This window comes from Streptomyces polyrhachis (assembly GCF_042663125.1).
Classification (GTDB): domain Bacteria; phylum Actinomycetota; class Actinomycetes; order Streptomycetales; family Streptomycetaceae; genus Streptomyces; species Streptomyces polyrhachii.
In genome coordinates, this window is sequence record NZ_JBHSZO010000019.1 from 15,064 (window position 1) to 39,427 (window position 24,364).

Annotated in this window: 31 protein-coding genes and 1 pseudogene; 20 read left to right on the forward strand and 12 right to left on the reverse strand. The window is 70.7% G+C overall.

Features of this window, described 5'->3' with window-relative positions:
* Window positions 1-81 precede the first annotated feature (81 nt).
* The 7 genes from ACFQLX_RS13650 to ACFQLX_RS13680 all read left to right on the forward strand — a co-directional run bounded on the left by ACFQLX_RS13650 (window position 82) and on the right by ACFQLX_RS13680 (window position 4,939).
* Window positions 82-1,059: an ADP-ribosylglycohydrolase family protein gene (locus ACFQLX_RS13650; protein WP_386414773.1), complete on the forward strand. Its 978-nt coding sequence runs from the start codon at window positions 82-84 to the stop codon at window positions 1,057-1,059.
* Window positions 1,060-1,239: 180 nt separating this feature from the next.
* Window positions 1,240-1,485 (forward strand): hypothetical protein, encoded by a 246-nt coding sequence (locus ACFQLX_RS13655; RefSeq protein ID WP_386414774.1) that lies wholly within the window; start codon window positions 1,240-1,242, stop codon window positions 1,483-1,485.
* A 559-nt stretch (window positions 1,486-2,044) separates the two neighbouring features.
* Window positions 2,045-2,302: a hypothetical protein gene (locus tag ACFQLX_RS13660; RefSeq protein WP_386414775.1), complete on the forward strand. Its 258-nt coding sequence runs from the start codon at window positions 2,045-2,047 to the stop codon at window positions 2,300-2,302.
* Window positions 2,277-2,804, forward strand: a complete 528-nt coding sequence (locus tag ACFQLX_RS13665; RefSeq protein WP_386414776.1) for a DUF6879 family protein — start codon at window positions 2,277-2,279, stop codon at window positions 2,802-2,804. The genes ACFQLX_RS13660 and ACFQLX_RS13665 overlap by 26 nt, the downstream gene beginning before the upstream one ends.
* 25 nt (window positions 2,805-2,829) lie before the next feature.
* Entirely contained in the window at window positions 2,830-3,681 is an 852-nt protein-coding gene (locus ACFQLX_RS13670; protein ID WP_386414777.1) for a helix-turn-helix domain-containing protein, read from the forward strand.
* A 535-nt stretch (window positions 3,682-4,216) separates the two neighbouring features.
* Window positions 4,217-4,420: a hypothetical protein gene (locus ACFQLX_RS13675; RefSeq protein WP_386414778.1), complete on the forward strand. Its 204-nt coding sequence runs from the start codon at window positions 4,217-4,219 to the stop codon at window positions 4,418-4,420.
* Between the two features lie 207 nt (window positions 4,421-4,627).
* Complete coding sequence (locus ACFQLX_RS13680) at window positions 4,628-4,939, forward strand: hypothetical protein (RefSeq protein WP_386414779.1); 312 nt, start codon at window positions 4,628-4,630, stop codon at window positions 4,937-4,939.
* Window positions 4,940-5,438: 499 nt separating this feature from the next.
* Here ACFQLX_RS13680 and ACFQLX_RS13685 read toward each other — a convergent pair whose 3' ends face one another.
* Window positions 5,439-6,095, reverse strand: a complete 657-nt coding sequence (locus ACFQLX_RS13685) for an NAD(P)-dependent oxidoreductase (protein WP_386414780.1) — start codon at window positions 6,093-6,095, stop codon at window positions 5,439-5,441.
* A 62-nt stretch (window positions 6,096-6,157) separates the two neighbouring features.
* Between ACFQLX_RS13685 and ACFQLX_RS13690 the strand changes: the two genes are divergently transcribed.
* Window positions 6,158-6,526 carry a winged helix-turn-helix transcriptional regulator gene (locus tag ACFQLX_RS13690; RefSeq protein WP_386414781.1) on the forward strand — a complete coding sequence of 123 codons (369 nt, stop codon included), beginning with the start codon at window positions 6,158-6,160 and terminating at the stop codon, window positions 6,524-6,526.
* Between the two features lie 55 nt (window positions 6,527-6,581).
* Here ACFQLX_RS13690 and ACFQLX_RS13695 read toward each other — a convergent pair whose 3' ends face one another.
* Window positions 6,582-6,752, reverse strand: coding sequence for a hypothetical protein (locus tag ACFQLX_RS13695; protein WP_386414782.1), 171 nt, complete (start codon window positions 6,750-6,752; stop codon window positions 6,582-6,584).
* A gap of 176 nt (window positions 6,753-6,928) precedes the next feature.
* On the opposite strand from ACFQLX_RS13695, the gene ACFQLX_RS13700 reads away from it, so the two are divergent.
* On the forward strand, window positions 6,929-7,438 hold the full coding sequence (locus ACFQLX_RS13700) for a DinB family protein (RefSeq protein ID WP_386414783.1): 510 nt from the start codon (window positions 6,929-6,931) through the stop codon (window positions 7,436-7,438).
* 5 nt (window positions 7,439-7,443) lie between these two features.
* On the opposite strand, the gene ACFQLX_RS13705 is transcribed toward ACFQLX_RS13700, so the two are convergent.
* Together ACFQLX_RS13705 and ACFQLX_RS13710 are read right to left on the reverse strand one after the other, a co-directional pair.
* The gene (locus tag ACFQLX_RS13705) at window positions 7,444-8,010 is read right to left on the reverse strand and encodes a rhodanese-like domain-containing protein (RefSeq protein WP_386414784.1); all 567 of its coding nucleotides are present in this window, start codon (window positions 8,008-8,010) and stop codon (window positions 7,444-7,446) included.
* A gap of 45 nt (window positions 8,011-8,055) precedes the next feature.
* Window positions 8,056-8,211 (reverse strand): hypothetical protein, encoded by a 156-nt coding sequence (locus ACFQLX_RS13710; RefSeq protein ID WP_386414923.1) that lies wholly within the window; start codon window positions 8,209-8,211, stop codon window positions 8,056-8,058.
* A 48-nt stretch (window positions 8,212-8,259) separates the two neighbouring features.
* Here ACFQLX_RS13710 and ACFQLX_RS13715 point away from each other — a divergent pair, with 48 nt between their 5' ends.
* A complete protein-coding gene (locus ACFQLX_RS13715) occupies window positions 8,260-8,676 on the forward strand; it encodes a GNAT family N-acetyltransferase (protein WP_386414785.1) in 417 nt (138 codons plus the stop codon).
* Window positions 8,677-8,741: 65 nt separating this feature from the next.
* Here the strand turns inward: ACFQLX_RS13715 and ACFQLX_RS13720 are convergent, their stop codons facing one another.
* Window positions 8,742-10,010: a YhgE/Pip domain-containing protein gene (locus ACFQLX_RS13720; protein ID WP_386414786.1), complete on the reverse strand. Its 1,269-nt coding sequence runs from the start codon at window positions 10,008-10,010 to the stop codon at window positions 8,742-8,744.
* Window positions 10,011-10,238: 228 nt separating this feature from the next.
* Window positions 10,239-11,045: a DUF2785 domain-containing protein gene (locus tag ACFQLX_RS13725; RefSeq protein WP_386414787.1), complete on the reverse strand. Its 807-nt coding sequence runs from the start codon at window positions 11,043-11,045 to the stop codon at window positions 10,239-10,241.
* Window positions 11,046-11,341: 296 nt separating this feature from the next.
* Here ACFQLX_RS13725 and ACFQLX_RS13730 point away from each other — a divergent pair, with 296 nt between their 5' ends.
* The 7 genes from ACFQLX_RS13730 (at window position 11,342) to ACFQLX_RS13760 (ending at window position 17,395) form a co-directional block, all read left to right on the forward strand.
* On the forward strand, window positions 11,342-12,736 hold the full coding sequence (locus tag ACFQLX_RS13730) for a condensation domain-containing protein (protein WP_386414788.1): 1,395 nt from the start codon (window positions 11,342-11,344) through the stop codon (window positions 12,734-12,736).
* Window positions 12,737-12,804: 68 nt separating this feature from the next.
* Window positions 12,805-13,002: a hypothetical protein gene (locus ACFQLX_RS13735; RefSeq protein ID WP_386414789.1), complete on the forward strand. Its 198-nt coding sequence runs from the start codon at window positions 12,805-12,807 to the stop codon at window positions 13,000-13,002.
* A gap of 205 nt (window positions 13,003-13,207) precedes the next feature.
* Window positions 13,208-13,720 carry a toxin-antitoxin system HicB family antitoxin gene (locus ACFQLX_RS13740; RefSeq protein ID WP_386414791.1) on the forward strand — a complete coding sequence of 171 codons (513 nt, stop codon included), beginning with the start codon at window positions 13,208-13,210 and terminating at the stop codon, window positions 13,718-13,720.
* An 86-nt stretch (window positions 13,721-13,806) separates the two neighbouring features.
* Window positions 13,807-14,649, forward strand: coding sequence for a DUF4097 family beta strand repeat-containing protein (locus ACFQLX_RS13745; protein ID WP_386414793.1), 843 nt, complete (start codon window positions 13,807-13,809; stop codon window positions 14,647-14,649).
* Window positions 14,650-14,743: 94 nt separating this feature from the next.
* Entirely contained in the window at window positions 14,744-15,733 is a 990-nt protein-coding gene (locus ACFQLX_RS13750; protein WP_386414794.1) for an ATP-binding cassette domain-containing protein, read from the forward strand.
* A complete protein-coding gene (locus tag ACFQLX_RS13755) occupies window positions 15,730-16,521 on the forward strand; it encodes an ABC transporter permease (protein ID WP_386414795.1) in 792 nt (263 codons plus the stop codon). Before ACFQLX_RS13750 ends, ACFQLX_RS13755 begins: the two co-directional genes overlap by 4 nt.
* Before the next feature lie 94 nt (window positions 16,522-16,615).
* A complete protein-coding gene (locus ACFQLX_RS13760) occupies window positions 16,616-17,395 on the forward strand; it encodes a hypothetical protein (protein WP_386414796.1) in 780 nt (259 codons plus the stop codon).
* A gap of 53 nt (window positions 17,396-17,448) precedes the next feature.
* Here the strand turns inward: ACFQLX_RS13760 and ACFQLX_RS13765 are convergent, their stop codons facing one another.
* From ACFQLX_RS13765 to ACFQLX_RS13780, 4 genes and pseudogenes are all read right to left on the reverse strand, one after another.
* Complete coding sequence (locus tag ACFQLX_RS13765) at window positions 17,449-17,976, reverse strand: hypothetical protein (RefSeq protein ID WP_386414797.1); 528 nt, start codon at window positions 17,974-17,976, stop codon at window positions 17,449-17,451.
* Window positions 17,977-18,092: 116 nt separating this feature from the next.
* Window positions 18,093-18,824 carry a hypothetical protein gene (locus ACFQLX_RS13770; RefSeq protein ID WP_386414798.1) on the reverse strand — a complete coding sequence of 244 codons (732 nt, stop codon included), beginning with the start codon at window positions 18,822-18,824 and terminating at the stop codon, window positions 18,093-18,095.
* 38 nt (window positions 18,825-18,862) lie between these two features.
* Window positions 18,863-19,174, reverse strand: a pseudogene (locus tag ACFQLX_RS13775) (protein kinase family protein); the annotation flags it as partial.
* A gap of 8 nt (window positions 19,175-19,182) precedes the next feature.
* The gene (locus ACFQLX_RS13780; protein WP_386414800.1) at window positions 19,183-19,833 is read right to left on the reverse strand and encodes a tetratricopeptide repeat protein; all 651 of its coding nucleotides are present in this window, start codon (window positions 19,831-19,833) and stop codon (window positions 19,183-19,185) included.
* Between the two features lie 274 nt (window positions 19,834-20,107).
* On the opposite strand from ACFQLX_RS13780, the gene ACFQLX_RS13785 reads away from it, so the two are divergent.
* Window positions 20,108-20,704, forward strand: a complete 597-nt coding sequence (locus ACFQLX_RS13785; protein ID WP_386414801.1) for a DUF4232 domain-containing protein — start codon at window positions 20,108-20,110, stop codon at window positions 20,702-20,704.
* A gap of 110 nt (window positions 20,705-20,814) precedes the next feature.
* Here ACFQLX_RS13785 and ACFQLX_RS13790 read toward each other — a convergent pair whose 3' ends face one another.
* Both ACFQLX_RS13790 and ACFQLX_RS13795 read right to left on the reverse strand, forming a co-directional pair.
* Window positions 20,815-21,246 (reverse strand): DUF4267 domain-containing protein, encoded by a 432-nt coding sequence (locus ACFQLX_RS13790; protein WP_386414802.1) that lies wholly within the window; start codon window positions 21,244-21,246, stop codon window positions 20,815-20,817.
* Window positions 21,247-21,311: 65 nt separating this feature from the next.
* Window positions 21,312-21,755: an anthrone oxygenase family protein gene (locus ACFQLX_RS13795; RefSeq protein ID WP_386414804.1), complete on the reverse strand. Its 444-nt coding sequence runs from the start codon at window positions 21,753-21,755 to the stop codon at window positions 21,312-21,314.
* A 90-nt stretch (window positions 21,756-21,845) separates the two neighbouring features.
* Between ACFQLX_RS13795 and ACFQLX_RS13800 the strand changes: the two genes are divergently transcribed.
* Window positions 21,846-22,424, forward strand: coding sequence for a TetR/AcrR family transcriptional regulator (locus tag ACFQLX_RS13800; protein ID WP_386414805.1), 579 nt, complete (start codon window positions 21,846-21,848; stop codon window positions 22,422-22,424).
* A 299-nt stretch (window positions 22,425-22,723) separates the two neighbouring features.
* On the forward strand, window positions 22,724-24,277 hold the full coding sequence (locus ACFQLX_RS13805; protein ID WP_386414806.1) for an NAD(P)-binding domain-containing protein: 1,554 nt from the start codon (window positions 22,724-22,726) through the stop codon (window positions 24,275-24,277).
* Window positions 24,278-24,364 lie beyond the last annotated feature (87 nt).

The window sequence follows — 24,364 nt, forward strand, 5'->3', positions numbered from 1 at the left end:
CCGTCGCAACGCTGCATCCACCGTCGGTCCCACCGCATAAACCCGTCGTCCAGGCCCGCGACTGCCTCCTACTCTGGCGTAGTGAACTCCCCTACCACCCCCGCCTCCGACGCCCGTACGGACCGTGCCATCGCCGCCGTACTCGGCTCCGCCGTCGGTGACGCGCTCGGGGCGCCCTTCGAGTTCGGACCCGAGGGCGCCTTCTCCGCGCGTTTCCCGGCGGCCGGGTGCGGCGGGGAGATGTGCGGGGGCGGTGGCTGGGACGTCGGGGAGGCGACCGACGACACGCAGATGGCAGTGCTCGTCGGGGAGTCGCTGGTGGAGTGCGGGGGACTTCAACTGCCCGAGGTATTCCAGCGGTTCCGGCGGTGGGCGGCCGGGGATCCGAAGGACATCGGGCTGCAGACCGAGAGCGTGCTCACCAGCGGCGACCCCTGGGACCTGGCCGCCGCGCTGCACTTCCAGCACAACGGCCGGGCGGCGGGCAACGGCGCGCTGATGCGCGCGGCCACCTCGGCGGTGTACTTCGCGCCGCTCGGCCGCGAGGCCACCATGGACGCCGGCCGCCGCCTCGCGGCGCTCACCCACGGCGACCGCGCGGCCTGGGAGGGCACGGCGATCCTCCACGAACTGGTCCGCACCGCCCTGGACGGCGGCGACCCGCTCACCGCCCTGCCCGCCATCCTCGCCGAGGTCCACCCCGACCACCGCGCCCGCTACACCACCGTCCTATCCCCCGACTGGCACCCCGACCAGGCCACGGAGTTCAACGGCGCGGTCTGGCCCTGCCTGGGCTCCGCCGTCTGGGCGCTGCGTACAACGTCCTCGTACGAGGAGGCCCTACGCGCGGCGATCGACCTGGGCGGCGACACGGACACGGTGGCGGCGGTAACCGGCACCCTGGCCGGCGCACTCCACGGCACGGCCGCCATCCCGCCCCGCTGGACGACGCCCCTGCACGTCCCGCTGCCGGGCTTCGGGGGGCGGGTACTGCACGTACCGGAACTCACGGAGTTGGCGCGGAAGTTGGCGGGCGGCTGCACGGAGCCGGTGGCGTAACGCCGCGGTCCGGGCCCCGGCCCGCTGGAGGGCGGGGGGAAGTGACTCAGAAGACTGTGGGACTTCAAGTTCGAATTGGACATGCCTGTCCCGTCCCAAAGGGTCGATGGTTGGGCAGACTGCGCGTGCGTCCCTTGGGCTTCATCGCTCAGCAGACCGCTGACTTGGCATGGTGTCCCCATGGAAACTGGATTCCCATGGGGCTCTACACCGACCGTCGATCTCCGCCTGTGGCGCTCCGACGCCATCGTGCTGTTCGACTGGCTGATGAGTACCGACCTGAACACTGTGCCGATCACGCACCCGTCCCAGAAGCAGGCCCTCGCAGACCTGCTGACACGGCTGGAGGAGGTGGACGTTATCGAGTCCACCGAGGAGGAGATCGCCGCAGCGCAGGAAGAAGTAGCCAAGGACATGGGCTGGTAGGACGCCGAGTCAGGGACCGGCAGCCTAGTTCTGGGCGTGGTGATTGCGCATCAGGACGTTGGCGTCGCTGACCGCCGAAGCGTCTCCTCCGGATCGGGCCCGGGCACGTTCGGCGGCGAGGTGGGCGCAACGTTCGCACCCGTCGACCGGCGCAGGTGGCGGCGGCCAGTACTCGAACACCCCCGGCTCGTTCCTCGTCGAGGTGGTGTCACTCATGTCGGCCTCCGGTGGCGCGGGCACTCGCACGGAGGCCACGCGGCGGTGATGTCCGGCCGGCACGCAGCGGGGAGGATGCGCCTCGTCGGCCCCCAGGTCCGACCACTGTCCTTCGATACGCGCAGAGTCAGCAACGGCCGGGAAGCGTCGGCGTCCACGGCCCGTAGGTGATTCGCCATACAGACGACGCTAGGGAGCCACAACGCACGTACGCCAGGAATGTGCACCGATGTACACGTGCCCTCTCCTGTCAGGGAGTTGGTGCCCTCGCCCCCTTGACGCGACCGCGCGGAAGCGTGACCGTCGTGTACATCTACGACCACACCGAGCGTGGGAGGCAGCCATGCCCTTACTGTTCATCGGCATCGACCCCAACACCGGAGACGGCGAGAGCCCCACCGTATGGGTGGACACCGACGCGAAGGAGCTGGTCCTGCAGGGCTGGAAGCCGGACCCCGAACTCCACGCGCAGTGCGCCGCGTTCGAGGCACCCGGGCACGCGGTCGGCATCCCCGACAGCGAGCAGCTGGTCCGGATCCCGGCCCGCATGATCGGCGACATCAGGAAGGCGTGCGATGCCCTCGAACGTGCCGGCCTTTGACGAACTGCTGCGCAGTGCGCGGCACACTGCCGTGCACCTGGAGATGCGCGACGCGTACGCCGTCGACAGCGAGAAGGACGCCTTCGCGGCCTGGCGCAGCGGCTTTCGCCACGATCCGGCGGACCGTGCCTCGTGGTGGCGTCCCTGGCTCGACCTGATCGCCGAGACCGTCGCCCGGGGCGTCGTCGTACGCCGTGCCCGGATCGTGTCCGAGCCGGTCACCGACTACATCCGCTACGAGCACTCGGGCACCTTCACGAACCTCGCCGCGGGCGAACTGGTGCGCTGGCTCCCCCGCCGGCGCGCCTCGGACCTGTGCCTGCCCGGAAACGACTTCTGGCTCATCGACGACCGCCTCATCCGCTGGAACCACTTCACCGGTGACGGCGCCTCGGCGGGCGGCGAGATGAGCGAGGACCCGGCGGCCGTGAAGCTGTGCGCCTCCGCCTTCGAGGCGGTGTGGGAGCGGGCCGTCCCGCACGAGGACTACCAGATCCGCTGACAGAAGGAACCGGACAGGCCAGCCCATGCCCATCTCCCCCTCGTCCGCGGCGCAGGCCGCGCGCGCAGGCGTCGCACACCGGCTCCGCGAACTCCGCCAGGACGCCGGGCTCACCGGGAGTGAGCTGGCTGTCCGCTGCGGCTGGACGCACCCCAAGACGTACCGGATCGAGAACGCCCGGACGCCGCCCTCCCCCGCCGACATCCGGGCGTGGTGCCGTGCCTGCGGGAGCACGGACCAGGCGGCGGACCTCATCGCCGCGTCCCGCACCGCGGAGTCGATGTACGTGGAGTGGCGGCGCCGCCAGCGCACCGGGCTCAAGCAGCTCCAGGAGTCGTACGTCGCCCTGTTCCGCTCCACGCGGCTCTTCCGCGTCTACTCCGGCACTCTGATCCCCGGGCTGCTGCAGACCGAGGGATACGCCTCCGCACTGCTGTCCGCCATCACCGAGTTCCGCGAGATCCCCAACGACGTCACCGCGGCGGTATCCGCCCGCCTGGAGCGGTCCCGGATCATCCACGAGCCGGGGCGGCGGTTCGTGCTCCTCATCGAGGAAGCGGCCCTGCGCTACCGCATCGGGGAAGCCGAGGCGATGGCCGGCCAGCTCGGCTACCTGCTGACCGTGGGGGCCCTGCCCGCCGTCTCCCTCGGCATCATCCCCAGCGCCGCCCCCGCCCGCCCGATGTGGCCGCAGGAGACCTTCCACATCTACGACGACGCGCTCGTGTCCGTCGAGCTGCTGTCCGCCCGCGTGACGCTCACGCAGCCGTCCGAGATCGCGCTGTACGTGAAGGCGTTCGAGCAGCTGCGCCGGCTCGCGGTGTACGGGGCGCAGGCGCGTTCCTTGATCCTTAAGGCCATCGAGGCGCTCGAGTGAGACGCCCGTGGAGCGCGTAGGATGAGCTGATCGTCGGGCTGCGTGACGGCCCCAACTACCAGGCAGAGCCGGTTTCTGAGGGTGTGTCGGTCCCGTGCGCTAATCTGGTCGCGCTGCGCAACGCGGCTCACAACGCAACGCCTCGGATGGCGACTGCAACGCCAAGTCCGGGGCTCGCACGGAGAGAACAGGTTCCCGTGGCTGCTGCTCCACAGCCTATCGTTCCGGAAGTCCCCTCCGGAACCCGGGTCTCACCGCCCGACGCGGATGTCCCACGCCTTCCCGCAGCCCAGACAGTGCGGCGTGCCAGCGTATCCGCCTACCGTGCCATCCGCGCGCAGAGCGACTGCGCCATGTTCTGGCATCTGCGGGTGATTCCCGCGCAGTTCGAACCACTGTCCACCGCATCCCATGCAGACCGCGGGCTCGCGCCCATCGGCCGCGGGCGTGGTCCGCCTCTGGGCAAGATCAACCACGTTCGTCATGACGTCCTCCCGGCAGTCGGGCTGGGCGAATCGAAAGTAAGGAGGCAGAGATGCGTAGGCATCTCCCCAAGGGTCCCAACGGATCCTGGAAGACGGGTCAGCGCGTCCCGGAGACGGGGTTCTGGGTCGACCAGAACGGGCTGATCAACCACTTCGAGGTGGGCGACACGTTCCCCCCGACGTGCACCGGTTTCAGCCGGAAGAGCGAGTGCGCGTACCGCATCCGCGTCGAGGTCGCCGCGCAGGCGTCCTGACTGGTGACTTTGGTGGTTGCCGCCACCTGAGTCACTGAGCGAGAAACACGAGGGGTGGAGGACCAATGGTTCTCCACCCCTCCCCTACGTCTACAGCTCCCCGGTGCACGCCGGTGGAGAACGTCTTCCCACAATAGGGCTAGACCATGTGGGCCTGACAACCGGCCGTACGGAGCTAACCCATATCGCCATTGGAATGTAACGAAGATGGCGCAACAGTGCCCGAAATCCACTGGTCTTCACACAGAAGAGCTCGGCGTCCTCACCGGGGCACCCGCGCTGGCGGACTTCTGCGACCAGTTCCTCGACCACATGGGCCCCGCAGTCCTTCGCCTGCGCGAGGAGCCCCGGCTTCATCATGACCGCGCCCGGCTGCGCTGGGAGATCCTCCTCGGCGACGGTACGTCCTTCGCGGCCGGCACCGACGTAGTCCATCTCGACGGGGACGGCCGGATCAGCGCGATCACCGCGTTCCTGGACCGGACACCGGAGGGCTTCTATCCGGGGGCGCACCATTGAGGGTGATACTGAGCACGGCTCACCAGTCCCCCCGAGGAGAGGGTTTCGCCCTCAGGTGGCCTGGTCCTGATCGTCGCGGGGTTGGTCGGGACGGGCTGATGTCGCGGGTGACCATGGGGGAGAATGGTGCGCATGACAACGTGAAGAGCACCGACCAGGCGGCAGGGTTGGGTCAAGGTCGCGAGCTGGGACACCGTCAGGAACGGTGATCGCCGGATCTGCGACGCGTGCGAAACCGCGGTCTGCTCCTACGAGTTCCGGATGCATCCGGCCGAGTCCCCGATGTTCGAGCGGTGCGTCGGTTTGGCATGGTGTTCCGGATGCCGGGTCTACTCCGGTGCGATGGTTTACGTTCCCCGAGCGCGTGTCCTCGTCGACGCGCTGGCGTCCCTCCCTGCGGACGAGCGCGATCGACTGCTGCGCAGCGAGGCGAGACTGATCGCATACCTCGACGGCCGGGGCGGCGGCCGACCGTGATCGGCCCCGCCCCGAGTAATCGTCACGACCCGTGGAGAGCAGCTACCGCCAGTTGTACGCGGCTGTGGCGCGGTGTCTCGATCTCGTCCAGTATCGCGATCGCGAGATCGGCGTGTGCGATGAGGCCCGGGGCCGCCAGTGCCGTTCCGATCGCCGTCCGGTAGGCGCCGGTTGGGTCGGCGTCCGCGTTCAGGTCCAGCGGGGGAACGACCATCAGCCAGTCGAGTTGTGGGCCGGCCTTCAGGAGGAGGTCGTACTCCGCGACGTGCCCCTGCGCGAACGTCCGCCACGCCTGCGGGAAGTCCGGGGCGTCCATGATCCGTACGCCCGGGGACGTCTCCAGCGTCGTCGCGATGCCCAACGTCAGCAGCCGCCGTACCCCTGCCTCCCCCAGTCCTGTGATCAGCGCCTTTGCCGCCGCTGTGAAGAACTCCTGCGAGTCGATATCGAGGCGCACCGACGCGTTGAGGGCCGCGTCATGGCCCTCGGCCAGGGCCGCCACCGCATGCGGATCGGTCACGTCCCCCTGCACGACAGTGATCCGCCCGCCTCCCAGGTCCCGGTGCTTCGCGGGGTCGCGGACCACCGCTGTCACCCGGTGGCCGCGGGTGACCGCCTCCGCCACCGCCGCCCGGCCGACCCGTCCGCCTGCTCCGAAAATGATGATGTCGTTGCTCATAGCGGCGACCGTAGGCCGGGGGTGCCTGGTTACTGCAAAGGTACTGGGCTACCGTCAAGCAGGTGAACGAGCCCTTGGACGCGGAGATGTTCGACGACCCCGCGTGCTCCGACCGCGCTCAGCCGTTCCGGGTCGGCGACAAGTGGACCGCGATGGTGCTGCGTTGCCTGGAGGTCGGCCCCCGCCGGTTTTCCGAGCTACGGGTACCGCTGCACTGGGTCACCCCCAAGGTGCTTACCGAGACGCTCCGTTCGATGGAGCGCAACGGTTTCCTGACCCGGACCGCCTACGACGAGAATCCGCCGCGGGTGGAGTACGCACTGACCGCGCTCGGCCGCTCTCTGCTGGGGCCGCTGGACACCGCCTGCGACTGGGCCCGTACGCACGTGACGGAGATCGTCGAGGCCAGGGCGGCGTACGAGGCGGGCTGACACACTAGGGCGGCCCGCCTCAATACCCCATCCGCTCACCCCTGTTGACGCCACCTCAGTGCCTGCGCACAGTGAGTTTCTCCCCCTCGATGTCCGGGTGCGGTACGTACGTGGCGAACCACTGGGGGTGGTACCAGAAGGTGGACTTGGCCAGCGCCATGACCGCCAGAACCAGCCGCCGACGCCGAAACGCCCACTGCCCGAGGCGGAAGAGATAGATCGACATTCCCCCACCGTTCGCCACCGCGGGGGCGGACGCATGCCCGGTGGACCGACGGGCTTACACGGGACGCCCGGCCGGCGGCCCGCTGCCTCGCCCCCGGGACGGCATGTGAGGATTCCGGAATTCGCCCCCCGCACCCGGCGTCCCCGGTGTCGAGGGCCTGGCCTATGTTTTCGTTCATGGCCATCCCACAGTCCAGAGACCCCTCGGTCTTCCACGCCGCGCTGCGCGAGCAGTTCGAGGTCTTCCTCCATGAGCATCGATCCGCGCTCAACGACAGCTTGAACGGGCTGACCGAGGAGCAGGCCCGCCGCTCGCTGGTCCCGTCCAAGACCACGCTGCTGGGCCTCGTCAAGCACGCCACGTTCGTCGAAAAGGTCTGGTTCGACGAGGCGATCACCTGCCGGTCCCGCGCCGAGATCGGCATCCCCGACACACCGGACGAGTCGTTCGACCTCGACGACAGCGACACCATCGCCTCCGTCCAACTGGCCTACCAGCAGGCCTGCGCGGCGTCCCGGCAGGCCGCCGCAGACCTGGAGTTGGACGATCTCGTACGGGGCAACCGCCGGGGCCCGCTGCCCCTGCGCTGGGTCTACCTCCACATGCTGCGCGAACTGGCCCAGCACTGCGGGCACGCGGACATCATCCGGGAGCAGCTCCTCGACAGCGCGGCGCACCGAGCCTAGAGCTGTCAGCCGGCCAGCGCGGCGAGGGTGTCGTCCAGATCGGTGGCCGTGGGCTGGTTGTGGGGGAGTCTGGCGAGGATCCTGGCCATGCCGCAGGTGTTGGTGAGGGCGGAGAAGACCAGGCCGCCGGCGACGCCCGCGGAAAGCCAGCGGGCCGCGTTCCAGCGCCGGCCTGCGATGAGGCCGGTCAGGACGAGGGATCCGGCGGCGAGGCGGACCTGGCGCTCCATGGCCCAGGGGGTACGGGTGCCGGTGGCGTGGTGGGTGCCGTGGCCGAGCTGCGTCCACGCGGTGGTGCCGCCGGTGAGGGTGGCGGCGGTGACGCCCTGATCGGCCAGGCGCCGGCAGGCGGTCTCGGAGCGGGCGCCGGAGGCGCACACGAGGAGGAGGTCGCCGCGGCCCGCAGCGGTCTTCAGCGCGGGCAGGGCGGTGTCGAGGTGGTCGAGGGGGATGTTGTGGGCGCCGGGCAGGTGGCCGGCGGCGTATTCGCCGGGCGTACGTACGTCGATGACGATCAGCTCGTGCAGGCGGGCGCTGGCCTGGTCGGCGGTGAGGGCGGTGGTGAGGGCCACGGGGGTTTCCTTTGCTCGGTCGGGAGATCCCCTTCGGCAGGATACTCAAGGGGGTGCCTCGACGGCGAAGGTGCGCTGCAGCAGGGTGCCGGTGACCTTGGCGGCCAGGCGTTTTCCGTCCCACGCGCCGAGGATCGCCGCCCGGTCCGCGCCGTCGGAGCACGCGCGGACCGGCCCCGCCCGCGCCCGCCGCCCCTTCACTGCGTCAACCCCGTTGCCCCCCGCCCCCCGGGCCGCCAGAATCCCCGCATGGAGATCCGTCGTATCACCCGGGCCCGGGACGTCGAGGCGGCCGGGCATCTGTTCGACGAGCCGCCGCTGCCGGAGGCGACCGGGAAGTTCCTGGCGGACGAGCGCCACCACCTCCTGATCGCCTACGTCGACGGCGCCCCGGTCGGGATGGTCACCGGGGTCGAGATGACGCATCCGGACAAGGGGACGGAGGTGTTCCTCTACGAGCTGGGCGTCGAGGAGCCCTTCCGCAACCGCGGTATCGGCCGCTCCCTGGTGGCCGCGCTCGCCGAGGTGGCGCGCGAGCGCGGCTGCTACGGGATGTGGACGGTCACGGACGAGGGCAATCCGGCGGCGCTGAGTACGTACCGCCGGGCCGCGGGCGTACCCGAGGCGGGGCAGGTGGCGCTCGTCTGGGACTTCGAGAAGGGGTAGCGCGCCTCACGCGGAGTGCGCGCCCCCCGCGCGCTCCGCCCCTCGGCCGGCGTGGCGCCCCGGCGTCACGCCGTCGGCTTGGGCGGCGGATGGTGCCCGCGCCGCACCAGGCCGCGCCGGTCGTAGTGCCGTGTCATCACGAAGCCGAAGGCCATCGAGAGCACGAAGCCCAGCACGAGCATCAGCCACGCCCGCAGCAGGCCCGCGTCCGCGCGGGCGTCGAAGTAGAGGATCGAGCGCACGCCGTCGGTGATCTGGCGCATCGGCTCGAAGGCGCCCAGGAAGCGGTAGAAGCCGGGGACGGCCTCCAGCGGGACCGCCGCGCCGGAGGACGGCAGCGCCAGGGCGAGGAAGACCAGCATCGACACCAGCTGGCCGATCCCGCCGAAGGCCGCGTTGATCGCCTGCACGCCCAGGCCGACGACGAGCATCACGCAGTACGAGAAGACCCACAGCAGCACCCGGTGATGGGCGTCCATGCCCAGGATCCCGATCGTCGTGACCATCAGCAGCGACGAGGTCAGCAGGGTGATGGCGGCGGTCATCACCATCTTCACGATCAGCGTCTGCGTGCGGTTGATGAGGACGGTGGGGCGCCGCGAGTGCCAGGGGCCGATCTCGCTGTCGGCGTAGCCGAGCGCGGTGTCCACGCCGGTGCTGATGCCGTTGCCGGCGATGAAGGAGATGAGCACCAGCAGGAGGGTGTAGTAGAAGGCGGAGAGCCCCAGGCCGCTGTGGCCGCCGATGGCGTGGCCGTCGCGTACCACCACGCCCACCGGGTCGGCCAGGTAGACCTTCAGGGTGGGGTCGGTGGTCTGCGCGGTGAGCTGCCGGCCCAGGGCGGTCGAGGCCCGGTGGGCGGCGTCCTGGGTGATGGTGGTGGCCAGTGAGGAGCCCAGGCTGCCCATGCCGGGGTTGGTGAGGATGGTGAACTGGGGGCGCTTTGCCGCCTTGCCGGCCGCCACCGCCGCCACCGTGTCGGTGAAGTCCCGGGGGATGACCAGCACGCCGAACGCCTTGCCGGCGGCGAGCCGGTCGTGGGCCTCGTCGCTGCCCACGACGGTCCACTTGACCTTCTCGGAGGGCGTCTGGGAGACGATGGAGTTCGTGATCTGCGCGCCCAGGTTCTCCTTCTGCCCGGGCAGCGGCGCGCTCTGGTCGTCGTTGGCGATGGCGACGGGCAGCTTGTGGAGGCTGCCGGGGGGGTCGAGGATGCCGCCCATGTAGAGCAGGGCCAGCACCATGCCGAGCACCGCGCTCAAGGCGGTGGGCGCGATCCACAGTTTCGGGTTGCGGAGGATCGCGCTGGCGCGCTGGGTGGGCGCGGAGGCCATGGTGCTCCGTGGGGGGTGAGGCCGGTCGGCGTCCCACCGGGGCAGCGGGTGCCGCGTCGCGTGCGCGACGCGTCCAATTTATCCGCTTATACGGGTATTGCGGGCGGCGTTAGGCCCTCCGGCCGTATCGACGCCACCCGAAAGCGTGCCGCCGGGAGCGCGCCCGTACACCCGCGTGTCCGCATGTCCACGTGTCGACCTACCGACCCGACGCCCCCGGCCCCCGCCTCAGTACGCCTGGAACACCAGCCCCAGCACCTCCCGCAACCGCGCCTTCACCGCCTCCGCGTGCCGCACCGCGAGCACCGGCCCGCCCCGGCGCCCGGTCACCCCGGTGTCCGCCAGCACGTACAGCGCCCGCAGGGTACGCATGGCGTTGGAGGTGTGCGCCGCCGTGGTGGGCACCCCCGGCGGACGGCCCTTGGCGAAGTCCGCCTCGACCGCGTCCAGCCACGCCACCGCCTGCTCCTCGCTCAGCTCGGGGCGCGTCAGCGTGCGCGCGAGGGCCTGGGCGAGGCGGTCGTCCTCCTGCTGGTCGAAGAGGTGCCCGGTGGGCGCGGTCAGGCGCGCGGCGGCCAGGTCCAGCATCGCCACCGGGTCGACGTCGCGGTGCAGGCCCAGGCTGCCGAGCAGGTCGGCGCCGTGCGCGACGGCGTGCAGCCAGCCCAGCCGCTCGTCCCAGCCGCGCAGGTCCTCCTCCGCCGGGTACCAGCGGGCGAAGGCGTCCACCCACGCCGGGTCGACGTCGCCGCGCGCGACGATCATGTCCAGGACCAGGGGCGCGAAGGCGCGGGCCTGGATCGCCGGGTCCGCGAAACGCTCGGCCATCAACAGGCCCAGCCACCGGCGCAGTTCACCCGCGACGAGGTCGCGCTCGATCCAGGTGCGCAGCACCACGTAGGGCTCGCCGTCGCGCAGGTCGGGGTCCTCGTGGCGCAGCGCCTCGGCCAGTTCGGCGACCAGGTCGGGCAGGGGGCGGCCGGCGGGGACGGCGCAGTCGGCGGCGTAGGAGTCGCGCCAGCGGGCGGCGTCCACGCGGGTTGTACCGGTTCGGGATGCGTCTGTTCGGGCTGTATCGATTCGGGCTGTACCGATTCGAGATATGTCGATCATCGTCACGCCGTCAGATTCCGCAGACCGGCGCCGACTGTCAAGAGAATTTACGGGCGCACGCGGCCCCGGGCGCAAACCCCGGGCACAGGAGGGGCATCTACGTTCGAGAGGGCACCCGATCCACGTAAAAGCCCCGTATGGGTACGTGTCGGTCCATCATGATGTGCCGGCGGGTGTTCGCTGGTTCGATCATCCCCTTCCGTCCCCGGAGCCGTCCCGTGCGAATCACCGACATCCAGCGCTGCGAGCTCCGGCCCGGTCGGCTCGTGGAGTGGTCGCTCTCCCCCGCCACCGTCGCCAGGGCCGCCCGGCTGCCGGAGGACGCCCGACGCCCGGCGTACGTACAGGAATCGCACATCAGAACGGCGAAGTCGGTCCACGAGGACGGCCTGACCGTCCCCACCTGGATCGGCTGCGCCTTCGACCTCCCCGACGGCATCACCCTCGACGCCCTCGAAGGCGCCCTCGCCGCCTGGACCCTGCGCCACGAGACGCTGCGCAGCGGCTTTCGCTGGGAGGGCGCCGCCGGAAACGAGATGCGCCGCTTCACCCTCGACGCCGCCGACGTCGCCCTGCACCGCCAGGAGGCCGGCACCTTCACCGACGCCGCCGAGCTGACCGCCCACCTCCAGCACCGCTTCGACACCGCAGCCAACGCCCTGACCTGGCCGAACTTCCTCTACGCGGCAGTCGTACGCGACGACGGCACCAGCGTCTACGCCGCCTTCGACCACAGCAACGTCGACTCCTACTCCATCCAGCGCCTGCCCGCCGACCTCCTCGCCCTGTGCACCGCCCCCGCGGCCGAGACCCCGGCCGAGGAGGCGGGCGCGGCCAGCTACGTCGACTTCTGCGAGATCGAACGCTCGGACGCCGACCGCATCGACGGCGACCACGAAATCGTCGCCCGCTGGCGGGAGTTCATCCACCGCTGCGACGGCCGCCTGCCCGCCTTCCCCGTCGACCTGGGCCTGGAGGCCGACGGCGCGCTGCCCCGCCAGCAGCTCCTGGTGGAGGACCTGGTGGGCGCCGAGGAGGCCGCCGCCTTCGAGGCGCACTGCCGCCCCTACGGCGGCTCCCTGGTCGGTGTCCTGGCCGCCACCGCGCTGATCGTCCACGAGATCGGCGACCTCGACGTCTACCGCACCGTGGTCCCCTTCCACACCCGCGTGACCTCGCAGTGGACGCAGTCGGTCGGCTGGTACGTGGGCGGCGCCCCCATCGAGGTCCCCATCGACCAAGCCCCCGACTTCCCCCGGGCGTTGGCGGCCGTACGCGCCACACTGCGCGCCAACCGCCGCCTGGCCCGCATGCCGATCGCCCGCGTACTGCACCTGCTGGGCGCGGACTTCCGCCCCACCTCCCCCGACCTGTACTCGATCGTCTCCTACGTCGACGCGCGCGCCATCCCCGGCGCCGACCGATGGGCCGAGCTGCGGGCGTACGGCCTGATGCGCGTCTCCTACGGCGACCAGGCCTGCGTGTGGATCAACCGCCTGCCCGAGGGCCTGCAACTGGCCAGCCGCTACCCGGACACGGACGTGGCGGGCAAGAACATGCGCCTGTACACCGAACGACTGCGCGACCTGATCACCTCGGTGGCCCGCAGCTGAGCCCACCCGGGGCGCCGCCCGCACGGCGCACACCCCGCTCCCCCGCACCCGTCCCCAGGCGGTAACCCATGGACACGCTCCCTCCCCCGCAGCCCTCCCGCCCCCGCATCCCGGGCATGCGCCCGGCCCGCAGAAAAGGGGCCGCGCACTCGGCGACCCCGATCTACGACGAGCTGTACGCGCGCTACCGCCGCCAGGCGCGGACGGTGCCGGGGGAACGGGGGGCCGAGGACAGGGCGGCGAAGCCGGCGGCGGAGGCGGAGTAGGGGCGGGGGCGGCGCCGGGTGGCATCACCTGGCACCAAGTGGCACCTCTTGGCACCACGCCGCACCACGCCGCACCACGTGATGCCATCCCCACCTCCTAGGTGCCAGATCATTTCCGCAGGTCAGAGCGATTCTCTTACTCATCCCCTCCCAGATGGCGCCATTGGCCTTGCACATGGAGCCAAAATGATGCCATGATGTCGCCATGGACCTCACCCCCTATGTCGACACCCTCCGCCGCGAACTCGCGGTGGCCGCCGAGGCCGGCGGCGACGAAGCCCGCGAGCTGGCCGAGCGCCTCACCGCCCCCCTGGAGTCGGCAGCCCGGCTGACGATGCTCAACGTGCTCTCCGCCGCCATGGACGAGATCACCCGCGAGATCGCCCCCGGCTCGGTGGACGTACGACTGCGGGGACTCGACCCCGACTTCGTGGTCACGCCGCCCCCCACCTACGCCGACACCCCCGCGCAGCCGACCGCACCCACCCCGGCCCCCACGCCCACCGACGGCGACGAGGGCGCCCTCACCCGTATCAACCTGCGCCTGCCGGCCCACCTCAAGTCACGCGCCGAGGAGGCCGCGAGCCGCGAGGGCCTGTCGGTCAACGCCTGGCTCGTACGGGCGGTCGCGGCGGCGGCCGACGGCAGCAGCGCCCGACCGCGCACCCCGGAGAAGACCCGGAACGTCGGCCAGAGCTTCACGGGCTGGGTGCGCTGACCGCACGCCCCGCCCGCACACCCACTCCACCCACACCGTCTCCCACCTGCGGAAACGGACCCACCACCCAAGAGGACGGGACAGCCATGCCTTCTTTCGACACCCCCGAACCGATCTCGGTCACCGCCTACGTCTACGCCGGCTCCCTCCAGTTCACCGCCACCGACCGCCCCGACACCACCGTCGAAGTACGCCCCCGCGACCCGAAGAAGGACCTGGACGTACGCACCGCCGAGCAGACCGAGGTCGCCTACGCCGCCGGCGTCCTGACCATCCGCACCCCCAAGGCCAACCTCCTGGGACGCGGCGGCACCGTCGACGTGACGGTGGACCTCCCCACCGGCTCCGACCTCGACGTGACCGGCGCCGCGGCCAGGCTGCTCGGCGAGGGCCGCTTGGGCGAGGTCCGGGTGAAGACCTCCGCCGGCGACGTCCGCCTGGACACCACCGGCCCGCTGCACCTGCAGGCGTCACACGGCTCGACCACCGTCGACCGCGTCGAGGGCCCGGCCGAGATCACCGCCAGCACCGGCAACGTACGCATCGGCCTGATCAACGGCCCCGCGACCCTGAAGAACTCGCACGGCACCACGACCGTCGGCGCCGTGACCGGCGACCTGCGCGCGAGCGGCGCCAACGGCGCCATCGACATCACCCGCGCCGAATCCTCGGTCACCGCCACCACCACCAACGGCTCCCTGCGCGTCACCGAAGTCGCCCGTGGGGACGTCCAGTTGGAAACCTCCAACGGCTCCATCGAGATCGGCATCCGCGAGGGCACCGCCGCCTGGCTCGACCTCAACTCCAACCGCGGCCAGGTCCGCAACACCCTCACCACCTCCCCCGCCCCCGAGTCCGCCGACGACACGGTCAAGATCCACGCCCGCACCAACTGGGGCAACATCGACGTCCGCCGCGCAACGGCCTGAGGCCCGGTCCGAGGACCGCCCCACTCCACGTAACTCCCCCACTCCCCCTACCACTTCATCCTTCGAACGGGAGGGCCCCATGCCTTCATCTGTCATGCCCACATCCAGAAACGGCAGCGGTCAGCTGCCCCCGGCCGCCGTCTCCGCCACCGGCCTGCGCAAGTCGTACGGCGACAAGACCGTCCTCGACGGCATCGACCTGCACATCCCCACCGGCTCCGTCTTCGCGCTCCTCGGCCCCAACGGCGCCGGCAAGACCACCGTCGTGAAGATCCTCTCCACGCTCATCACCGCCGACGGCGGCCAGGCCCGGGTCGCGGGCCACGACCTCACCGCCGACCCGCAGGCCGTACGGGCCGCGATCGGCGTCACCGGACAGTTCTCCGCCGTGGACGGGCTGATCACCGGCGAGGAGAACATGCTCCTCATGGCCGACCTGCACCACCTCCCCCGAGGCGAGGGACGGCGGACCGCCGCCGACCTGCTGGAGCGCTTCGACCTCACCGACGCCGCGAAGAAGCCGGCCGCCACCTACTCCGGCGGTATGAAGCGCCGCCTGGACATCGCCATGACCCTCGTCGGCGACCCGCGCATCATCTTCCTCGACGAGCCCACCACCGGCCTGGACCCGCGTTCCCGCCACACCATGTGGCAGATCATCCGCAAGTTGGTCACCGGCGGCACCACCGTTCTCCTCACCACCCAGTACCTGGAGGAGGCTGACCAACTCGCCGACCGTATCGCCGTACTCAACAACGGCCGCCTCGCCGCCGAGGGAAGCGCCGAGGAACTGAAGCGCCTCGTCCCCGGCGGACACGTACGACTGGACTTCACCGACCCCGCCGCCTACCACCACGCGGCCACCGCACTGCGCGAAGCCACCCGCAACGACGAAGCCCTCACCCTGCAACTCCCCCACGACGGCAGCCAGCGCGGGCTGCGCTCCCTCCTCGACCGGCTGGACGCCGCCGGCGTCGAGGCTGACGAACTGACCGTGCACACCCCCGACCTCGACGACGTGTTCTTCGCCCTGACCGGCGACACCGTGCCGAGCCCCAACCAGCCGACGGAGGCTGCCCGATGAGCTCCCTCACCCTCGCTGTACGCGACTCCTCCACGATGCTGCGCCGCAACCTTCTGCACGCCCGGCGCTACCCGTCCCTCACCCTGAACCTGCTGCTCACGCCGGTGATGCTGCTCCTGCTCTTCGTCTACCTCTTCGGGGATGTGATGAGCGCCGGCATCGAGGGCGGCGCGGCCGACCGCTCCGACTACCTCGCCTACATCGTCCCCGGCATCCTGATGCTGACCATCGGCGGCACCACGATCGGCTCGGCGGTGTCCGTCGCCACCGACATGACCGAGGGCGTCATCGCCCGCTTCCGCACGATGGCGATCCACCGCGGGTCGGTGCTCATCGGGCACGTCGCCGGCAGCGTGCTGCAGTGCGTGCTGAGCGTGGTCCTCGTCGGGGCCGTCGCCGTGGCCATCGGCTTCCGCCCGGTGGACGCCACCGCCGCCGAATGGCTCCTGGCGCTCGGCCTGCTGACGCTCGTCTCCCTGGCGCTCACCTGGATCGCGGTGGGCATGGGCCTGTCCAGCCCGAACGCTGAGGGTGCCAGCAACAACGCCATGCCGCTGATGATCCTCCCCCTCCTGTCCAGCGCCTTCGTCCCGGTCGCCGCCATGCCCGGCTGGTTCCAACCGGTCGCCGAGTACCAGCCCTTCACCCCGACGATCGAAACCCTGCGCGGCCTCCTCCTGGGCACAGAGATCGGCAACAACGGCTGGCTGGCGGTGGGTTGGTGCGCGGCACTGACGGCCCTGGGCTACGTCTGGTCCCGGTCTCTGTTCAACCGTGACCCGAAGTAGGGCCCTCACCCACCCAGTCCACCCAGCGGTGTGCCCCGACACGGCGTCGGGGCACACCGCCCACGTATGTCCTGGCGGCTGGCATACTCGGCGAATGTCCGAGATCACCGCCCGCTGGCCGCACGTCCCGTCCAGCACGACCGACTGGCTGCGGGAGCTGGAGGACGACGGCCTCACGGGCTTCATGCCACCGCCGATGCCCGATGCGGTCTGGGTGCTCAACGCCATGTACGAGCACGAACGCGGGCCGGCCGCGATGTCGTACGACGACCTCCACCGAGCCCAGGTCGCGGACGGCAGCGCTGCACCGCATCGCGTCGGGGACCTCGACCTCACCCAGGCGGGCACCGTCACCGGCGGCGGCCTGGGGCGCGCAGAGCATCCCGGCCCCGGCTGGCGGCGGCTGCGCTGGTCGCAACTGGCCCTGCGCACAGGCGATCCGGTGGTGCCGGAGGGGCTGCTGCCCTCGTACCGCTGCTTCCCCTCTACCCACAAGAACGGCAGCTGGCCCCTCAGCATCGCGCCGCCGACCGAAGGCAGCCTGGACCGCCCCACGTGGAACCGGCTCATCGAGATCCTCACCGCCCACAGCCCCGCCGGCGCGGACACCCACTGCCTCGCCTACTACAGCCCGCTGATGCTCGGCGCGCTGGACCTCGACACCTTCTATGTCCAGGCAGGCCGCCTCGGCGACGCGACACTGCTGTACGACAACCCGGAGGTGGACTTCACCCCGGCCAACCTGTGGGCGCAGGACCGCTCTTGGGTCATCTGCACGGACTACGACCTGTGGGCGACGAAGGTGGCGGGGCCCCCGGAGCTGACGGAAGCGCTCCTGAAGGACACGGAGATCGAGGCGCTACGACTGCCGTGAGCACTCGGCACGGACAACTCGGGCAACGCCCTGCTGCGCCGCCCGGGCTTCGGCTACCTGCCCGCCAGGCCGAGGCGCGTCCCATCACGCAGGTCCGTGGTGCCCTGGGCGATGGCGGCCGCGGGGTCGAGGCAGGCCTTGCGGGTGGCGGGGTCAGTCGGGTTCGTCGCGCACGCCAGGCGTTCGTAGTCGGCCGTGGCCGCCTGGAGTTTCCTCGCGACCGAGCGCAGGGTCGCGTAGCCCTCCTTGCCCTCGATCCGGGCCAGGGCGTAGGCCGCGTCCTCGCCCGTCGTCGCCGCTGCCTCGGCGCATTCGCGGCTGAACATCTTGGGGGACGCGGTGGAGCACACCGACTCCGTACCGGATCCGTAGCGGTTCTCGTGGACGGAGAGGCGCTCTTCGAGGGCTGTCTTGAGCCCCTCGGCGAGCGCCACCTTCGCGGACTTGGCCGTCGACTGCTCAGCGGCGGCGTGACCGGGCTTTTCCGGACGGTCCTCCTGCTGCGTACCGCTGCACGCGCTGAGCAGCGTGATCACCGCAGCCGCAGCACCTGCCGTCAGCCACATCTGTTGCCGCTTCATTCGTTCCCCCCGAGTCGCACCATGAACGCATCACCTTAACTGTGGGTGATCTCCGCTCGTCAACGTGGTGGCGGTCACAGCGCCCCTCTGATCCTTCCGTGCGGCCCGGGCCCCGGTCAGAGAGCGATCGGGAGCTCCTCGATCCAGCACTCGACCGGCATCCACGCGACTGACTTCGCGGCGATCACGGCCTGGGCCTCCTCGGCGTCGGCTCTGGCCAGGAAGACGCCCGCTCCGGTGACGTCGGGTCTGCCGGGGCGGATCACCCGTGTCATGACGACGTAGACGTGGCGGTAACGCCTGCGACGGATCACGTCGTTCTCGTCAGCAGCCACCAGTGCGTCGATGAGTTCCTGGGCCGAGGCGATGTCGAGGCCGGCGCCGACACCGTAGAGCGGCCGGGTGGGCCAGATCGGCACCTCGGGGTAGAAATCGTTGAAGAAGCCCTGCTGCGTGCGGCCGAGCACCCCTTCAATCCAGCCGACGGCCATGGCCACCACGTAGTCGGACTCGCCCTGGCTCTCCAGGACGAAGACGCGATCGTTCCGGGCGAAGGCCATGGTGGTGTAGTCGGCCTTGACCTGCTCGCTCTCCGCCTCGCTCGCGCATCTGATCGCCAAACCGCGGTAGTCCTCACGGATCTTCACCACGGCAGCAGGCTTGAACAGCAGGTCAATCGTCGTCTCGGGCTCGCCAGGTGTGTCGGGGCGGCCGACGCTCCGCATCAGGAGTTGGCCGTGGCTCGCCGTGTACGCCAAGGGGTGGAACCTGCGCTCGCTGCGAAAGAGCTCCTTGCCGTGGAGGAACTGGTGATCCTGGTTGAGCCAGGTTCTGTCCGTCGTCGCCATGGGGCTTACGGTGGCGTCCCCCGCCCACGCTGGTCAACGTGGTTGTCCAGTTCCCGCCACGCTCCGAAGCTCGGCGCGCCGAAGGTACCGACGCCGTAGTGGCAGAAGGCGGGCAGTTCGAACAGGTTCGCCGTGGACCGGAGGTGCTCCGGCTGCCGCTCCAGGTCGGTGAGGGGGATCCGCTTGACGAAGACCGGAGTGCCGGCGACCTCCAGCAGAGCCGACTTCCCGCCGATGCCGGCTCCGAGCGGCGCGGCCGTGTCCAGCAGTTCACCCAGGGCTTAGTCGCTGTACAGGGCCAGGGCGGTGGAGACGGCGCTGCGGGCGGTCAGCCGCGCGCCGCGTGACATGGCGTCGGTCACGGCAGGTTGAGTTCCTCGCGGGTGCTTGTCACCCAGCGTAGGACGCCGTGGGATTTCGTTTTCTCGGCCAGGGCCGTTGCCTCGGTGAGCAGGGATGCCGCGTCCTGCGGGTGGCCTTGCTGGGCTGCGAGGTGGGCGAGGCCGATCAGGTTCGCCGCGACTCCGGGGAGGAATCCCAGGTCCCGGCGTAGGCGGGTGGACTCCTCGAAGTGCGTGCGGGCGGCGTCCAGGCGGTCGGCCACGTGGTCGATGAAGCCGAGGTGGCGCAGGGCGTAGGACATGGTCAGGTGGTCGCCGGCCTGGGTGGCGAGTTCGAGGGCGCGGGTGAAGGAGGGCAGGGCGGTGTCGTTGTCGTCGCGCACCACCTGGTGGAAGGCGCCGACCCAGAACGCCGCCTCGCCTTCGCCTCGTACGTCTCCGAGTCGGCGGTGGAGGTCCGAGGCACGTTCGAACAGTTTGAGTTCCCGTTCGCCTTCCACCCGCTCGTCCAGGAAGCGGGCGTGGACCACTCGGCCTCGGGCCAGTGCGAGGTCCGCTTCGACTGCGTCGAGGCCCAGGTCGGCGGCTACGAGGGGCTCGACGTCCCCTCCGAAGACGGCCTGTTCGTAAAGGAGTTGGGCCTGCTCGATTCGGTCGTCCACAGTCATTCGGCGATCGTAACTATTCTCGATCATCGAAAATCAGTCGGATATTTCCCGCCGGGCTCGTCCGTATCGGCGTGATGGATTCGGTGGCCGGGAGACCGACCGCCTGGTGCGGCGGAGCTTCGCGTCCAGAGGCGTCTATGCGGTGGGCGGCGTGTGACAGGCGTGTCCTGGGTTCGTAACGGGGCGGCTGGGTAGGTGTCGGGCGGGATTCTGCGGTTAAGAATCGGATGGTCTGACCGATTTTTACGGCTATGAGCCAGCACAGGAGACCGCTATGCACGCCGTCCGTACGACCCGTACCCGTACCCACTGGAAGACCTGCGCCCTCGGCGCCGCCGCCGTCGCCGCGCTCCTCGCGGGTCCCGTCGGTGAGGCCAGCGGTGCCGACGCGGGTACGACCGCCGCCGGCCAGGGGAAGAGCAGCCCCCGCCGGGCCCTCCCCTGCACCGACCAGGACGTCTCCGTCAGCGCGCGGGCCGAGGCCCGCGACTCGCTGCGGCACCTCGTCCTCACCGCCGTCAACACCGGCGGCCGGACCTGCACCCTCTACGCGTACCCGCTGGTGCGCTTCGACCAGGGCTCCTACGACGAGGTCGGCCCGCTGGAGTCCAACTACAAGGCCGTCGCCACCCTCGCCCCGGGCCAGAAGGCGTACGCGGGGATGCGGCTCTTCCGCGCCGGCGAGGAGACCCGCGCGGTGGAGACGCTGACCCTCGGCTTCCAGGGTGCGGGCTCGGCCGGTGAGGTGGGTTCGCCGATCGACGTGCCGCTGCCGGGCGGGGTGCCGTTCGTGAACGTCGACGCCGGGGTCGGGGTCACGTACTGGGACCGGAATCTGAAGTCGGTCTACGCGTACACCTTCGCGACCTGACGGTCGGCGCGGGGGTGGGGGCGAACTGGGGGGTGGGCAGTACCTGTTGGAGGGTGGGACCCCGGCGGAGCTTGCGGGGCCCCACCCTCCGGGGTCGGCGGACCGTCCCGTCACCGGAATACGAGCTCGGCGGGTTCCGCGGCGGGAGCCTGGTGGGCGCTGCCGGTCTCGCGCAGGATCAGCAGGCCGGTGGCCGCGATCAGCGCCGCGGTCAGGCCGTGGATGGCGAGCGCGGCGGCGGTGGAGCCGTGGTGGGCCAGGACGTTGATCATGTCGCCCAGCGGGGCGACGGCCTCCATCAGCAGGACCCAGCCCAGGGCCCGGCGGTGGCCCGTCACCAGCAGGACGGCGATGACCAGGCCCATCGCGAACTCGCGGATGCCCTTCATGACGAGGAAGCCGCCGCCGTCGCCGGTGGGCCAGGTCGGCAGGCCGACGCCCGGGGTGGACGCCTCGGGGATCAGGATGAAGGACAGCCCGAGGTAGAGGACGAACAGGGTGATGGCGGCGGTCAGGGCGGTGTTGACGTTCTTCAGTGACATGGCGCTTCTCCTTTGACGTTCGGCGCGGGATGGGCTGCGGCCGATGAGGGGCGGCGTTCCCGTACTCAGGCGAGGGCCGCGGCCAGCAGGGTGAAGGCGGCGATGATGACCGCGACGCGGGCGTAGTGCCAGCGCTCCCAGCGGTTCAGCTGCTCCTTCCAGTCCTCGGGGCGGTTCTCGGGGGTCCATGTCTTGTTGCGGTTGTTGATCGGGACGAGCAGCAGGAGCGACATGGCGACGCTGAGGAGGAGGAGTCCGCCGGCGGTGACGACGAGGGCGGGGCCGTGGTGCCAGCCGGCGGCGGCCCAGATGGCGACGAGGGCGAGCGAGCCGACGTACCAGAACGGCATGACGGCGCCGAGCATCCGGCCTCCGTGGGCGTGGCCGAGTTGGGCGCTGTCCTGCGGGAGGGCGTTGAGGATCGGGTTGATGACGAAGGCGACGGAGAACTCGACCCCCACCAGTACGCCGACGACCACGGTGGTGATGACCTCAAGTGCGGTGAGCATGGCGACCCCTTCAGAATCTAGCGTTGCTAGCCGATGAGGCAACGCTAGACCTACTGCCGCTCGATTGTCTAGCGATGCTAGGATCGAATCATGTCGGTACAGGAACGCAAGCAGCGCGAACGGGCGGACCGCGAGCGCCTCATCGTGGCGACCGCCCGCGAACTCGCCGAGCAGCAGGGCTGGGACGCGGTCACCACGCGTCGGCTCGCCGAGCGCATCGAGTACAGCCAGCCCGTCCTCTACAGCCACTTCCGCGGCAAGCGCGAGATCATCGGCGCCGTCGCCCTCCAGGGCGCCACCGAGATGGCCGCGGCGATGCGGGCCGCGACCGCCGCCGCGGACGGGCCGCGCGAGCGGGTGTACGCCCTCGCCCGCGCCTACCTCGACTTCGCCGCCCGCAACCCGGCGGTCTACGACGCCCTCTTCCAGCTCGACGGCGGCCTCGCGTACGCCCGGGAGGACACCCCCGAGCCTCTCAAGGACGCCTTCGCCGCGCTGCTGGAGACCCTCGCCGGGGTCGCCGGGGAGGGCGTCGGGCCGGGGCTGTTCACCGAGGTGTTCTGGGCGTCCCTGCACGGGGTGGCGACCCTGACCCGGTCGGGACGACTGCCGCCGGAGGACACCGAATCGAGGGTGGAACTGCTGGTGGACCGGCTCGCTGTGGTGTGATGCACCGTCCCGGTGCGGGCGCGGGTCCCGCCAGTCTTCTAGGGGCTGTCCCGCAGGAACGCGAGTACCGCCGGCACCCGTCGATGGCCCTCCTCCGTCGGGGGGAGGTCGGGTTTGGGGTGACGGCGGGGGGCTGCGCGCTGATCGCCGTCGTCGTCGCGGCCGGGGCGGCGGCCTGGGCACTTCACGGGCGGGCGGCCTCGGTGGTGCAGCGGCGCGGCACAGGCGCCATTGACGGGGGGCGGGGGCTCGCCCATCCTGCACAGGGACCTTTGGGCGAAGGAGGGCTTATGCCTCAAGTGACGTCAGAGCATGACGAGTTGGAGTCGCCGACGACCGTGCGCTACCTCATCGTCGGGGCCGGGCCCGCCGGGCTGCAGCTGGGGTACTTCCTCGCCCAGCAGGGCGCCAACTACCTGATCCTGGAGGCCGCCGACGCCCCCGGCGCCTTCTTCCGCACCTTCCCGCGCCACCGCCGCCTCATCTCCCTCAACAAGGTCAACGTCCCCGAGAGCGGCCCCGTGGACAAGGAGGAGTGGCGGCTGCGCTGGGACTGGAACTCCCTCCTCAACGACCGCCTCTTCTTCCCCGCCTACTCCCGCGCCTACCTCCCCGACGCCGGCGACCTGGTGCGCTACCTCGGCGACTTCCAGCGCGAGCACGCCCTGAACGTGCGCTTCGACTCCCCCGTGGAGCAGATAGCCAAGGACGGCCCGCTCTTCACCGTACGGGCGGCGGGACGCACGTACCGGGCCCAGTGCGTGATCATGGCGACCGGCTGGGGCGGCCCCAACATCCCCGGCATCAAGGGCATCGAGCTGGCCCGGGGCTACGAGGAACTCCCCACCGACGGAAGGCACTTCACCGGCCAGCGCGTCCTGATCATCGGCAAGGGAAACTCCGCCTTCGAGACCGCCCACGCCCTCCTGGACCACGCCGCCATCATCCACCTCGCCAGCCCCCGTCCGCTGAGGCTGAGCTGGCACTCCAAGCATCCGGGCGATGTGCGCGGGCAGTACGGGGCGCTGCTGGACAGCTACTGGTTCAAGACCCTCCACGGCGTGCTGGAGTGCGACATCGACCGCCTCAGCCGGGTGGGCGACGCCATCCGCGCCGACATCACGTACACCCTCGCCGACGGGGAGAAGGCGCAGCTGGAGTACGACGCGGTGCTGCGCTGCACGGGCTTCACGATGGACTCCTCGCCCTTCGCGCCGGACTGCGTGCCGCGCCGCCACGCCAACGGCCGCATCCCCGAACTGGGCCCGGACTGGCAGTCGGTGAACGTCGACGGCCTGTACTTCGCCGGCACCCTCATGCAGGGCCGCGACCTCAAGCGCGCCTCGTCCGCCTTCATCGACGGCTTCCGCTACAACCTGCGCACGATGGCGCGGCTCCTCGCCGAACGCTACGAACACCGGCCGCTGGAGCGGGAGTTCACCTCCGCCGACCCCGCCCACCTGACCCGTACGATCCTGGAGCGGCTCAACCACAGCTCCGCGCTGTGGACGCAGTTCGAGTACCTGGTCGACGTCTTCGTCCCCGAGCCCGGCGGCCTGGCCCACTACCGCGAACTCCCTGAGGACTACGCCCTGTCCCGCTTCGGCGGCCGCTGCCTCACCGCCGGCCTGCGCTGGGGGCCGCGCGACCTCCCCGACGTCTTCGCCATCCGCCGCGAGCCGGTGCCGGAGAAGGCACACGAGAGCGCGTTCATCCACCCGGTGGTGCGGTCCTGGCGCGGGGGCGAACTGGTGGGCGAGCAGCACCTGTTGGAGGACCTGTCGGCACGGTGGCACGACGAGGCGCGGCATGCGGCGCCGCTGCGGGGGTTTTTGGCTGGGGTGGGGTGGTGAGGGGCGGGGGCGGCTCTCGTCGGTTCCGTAGCGGACGAGCCGAGTCGCGCTCGATCGTTCAGCCGTTCACCGTGCCGGTGGCCCCTG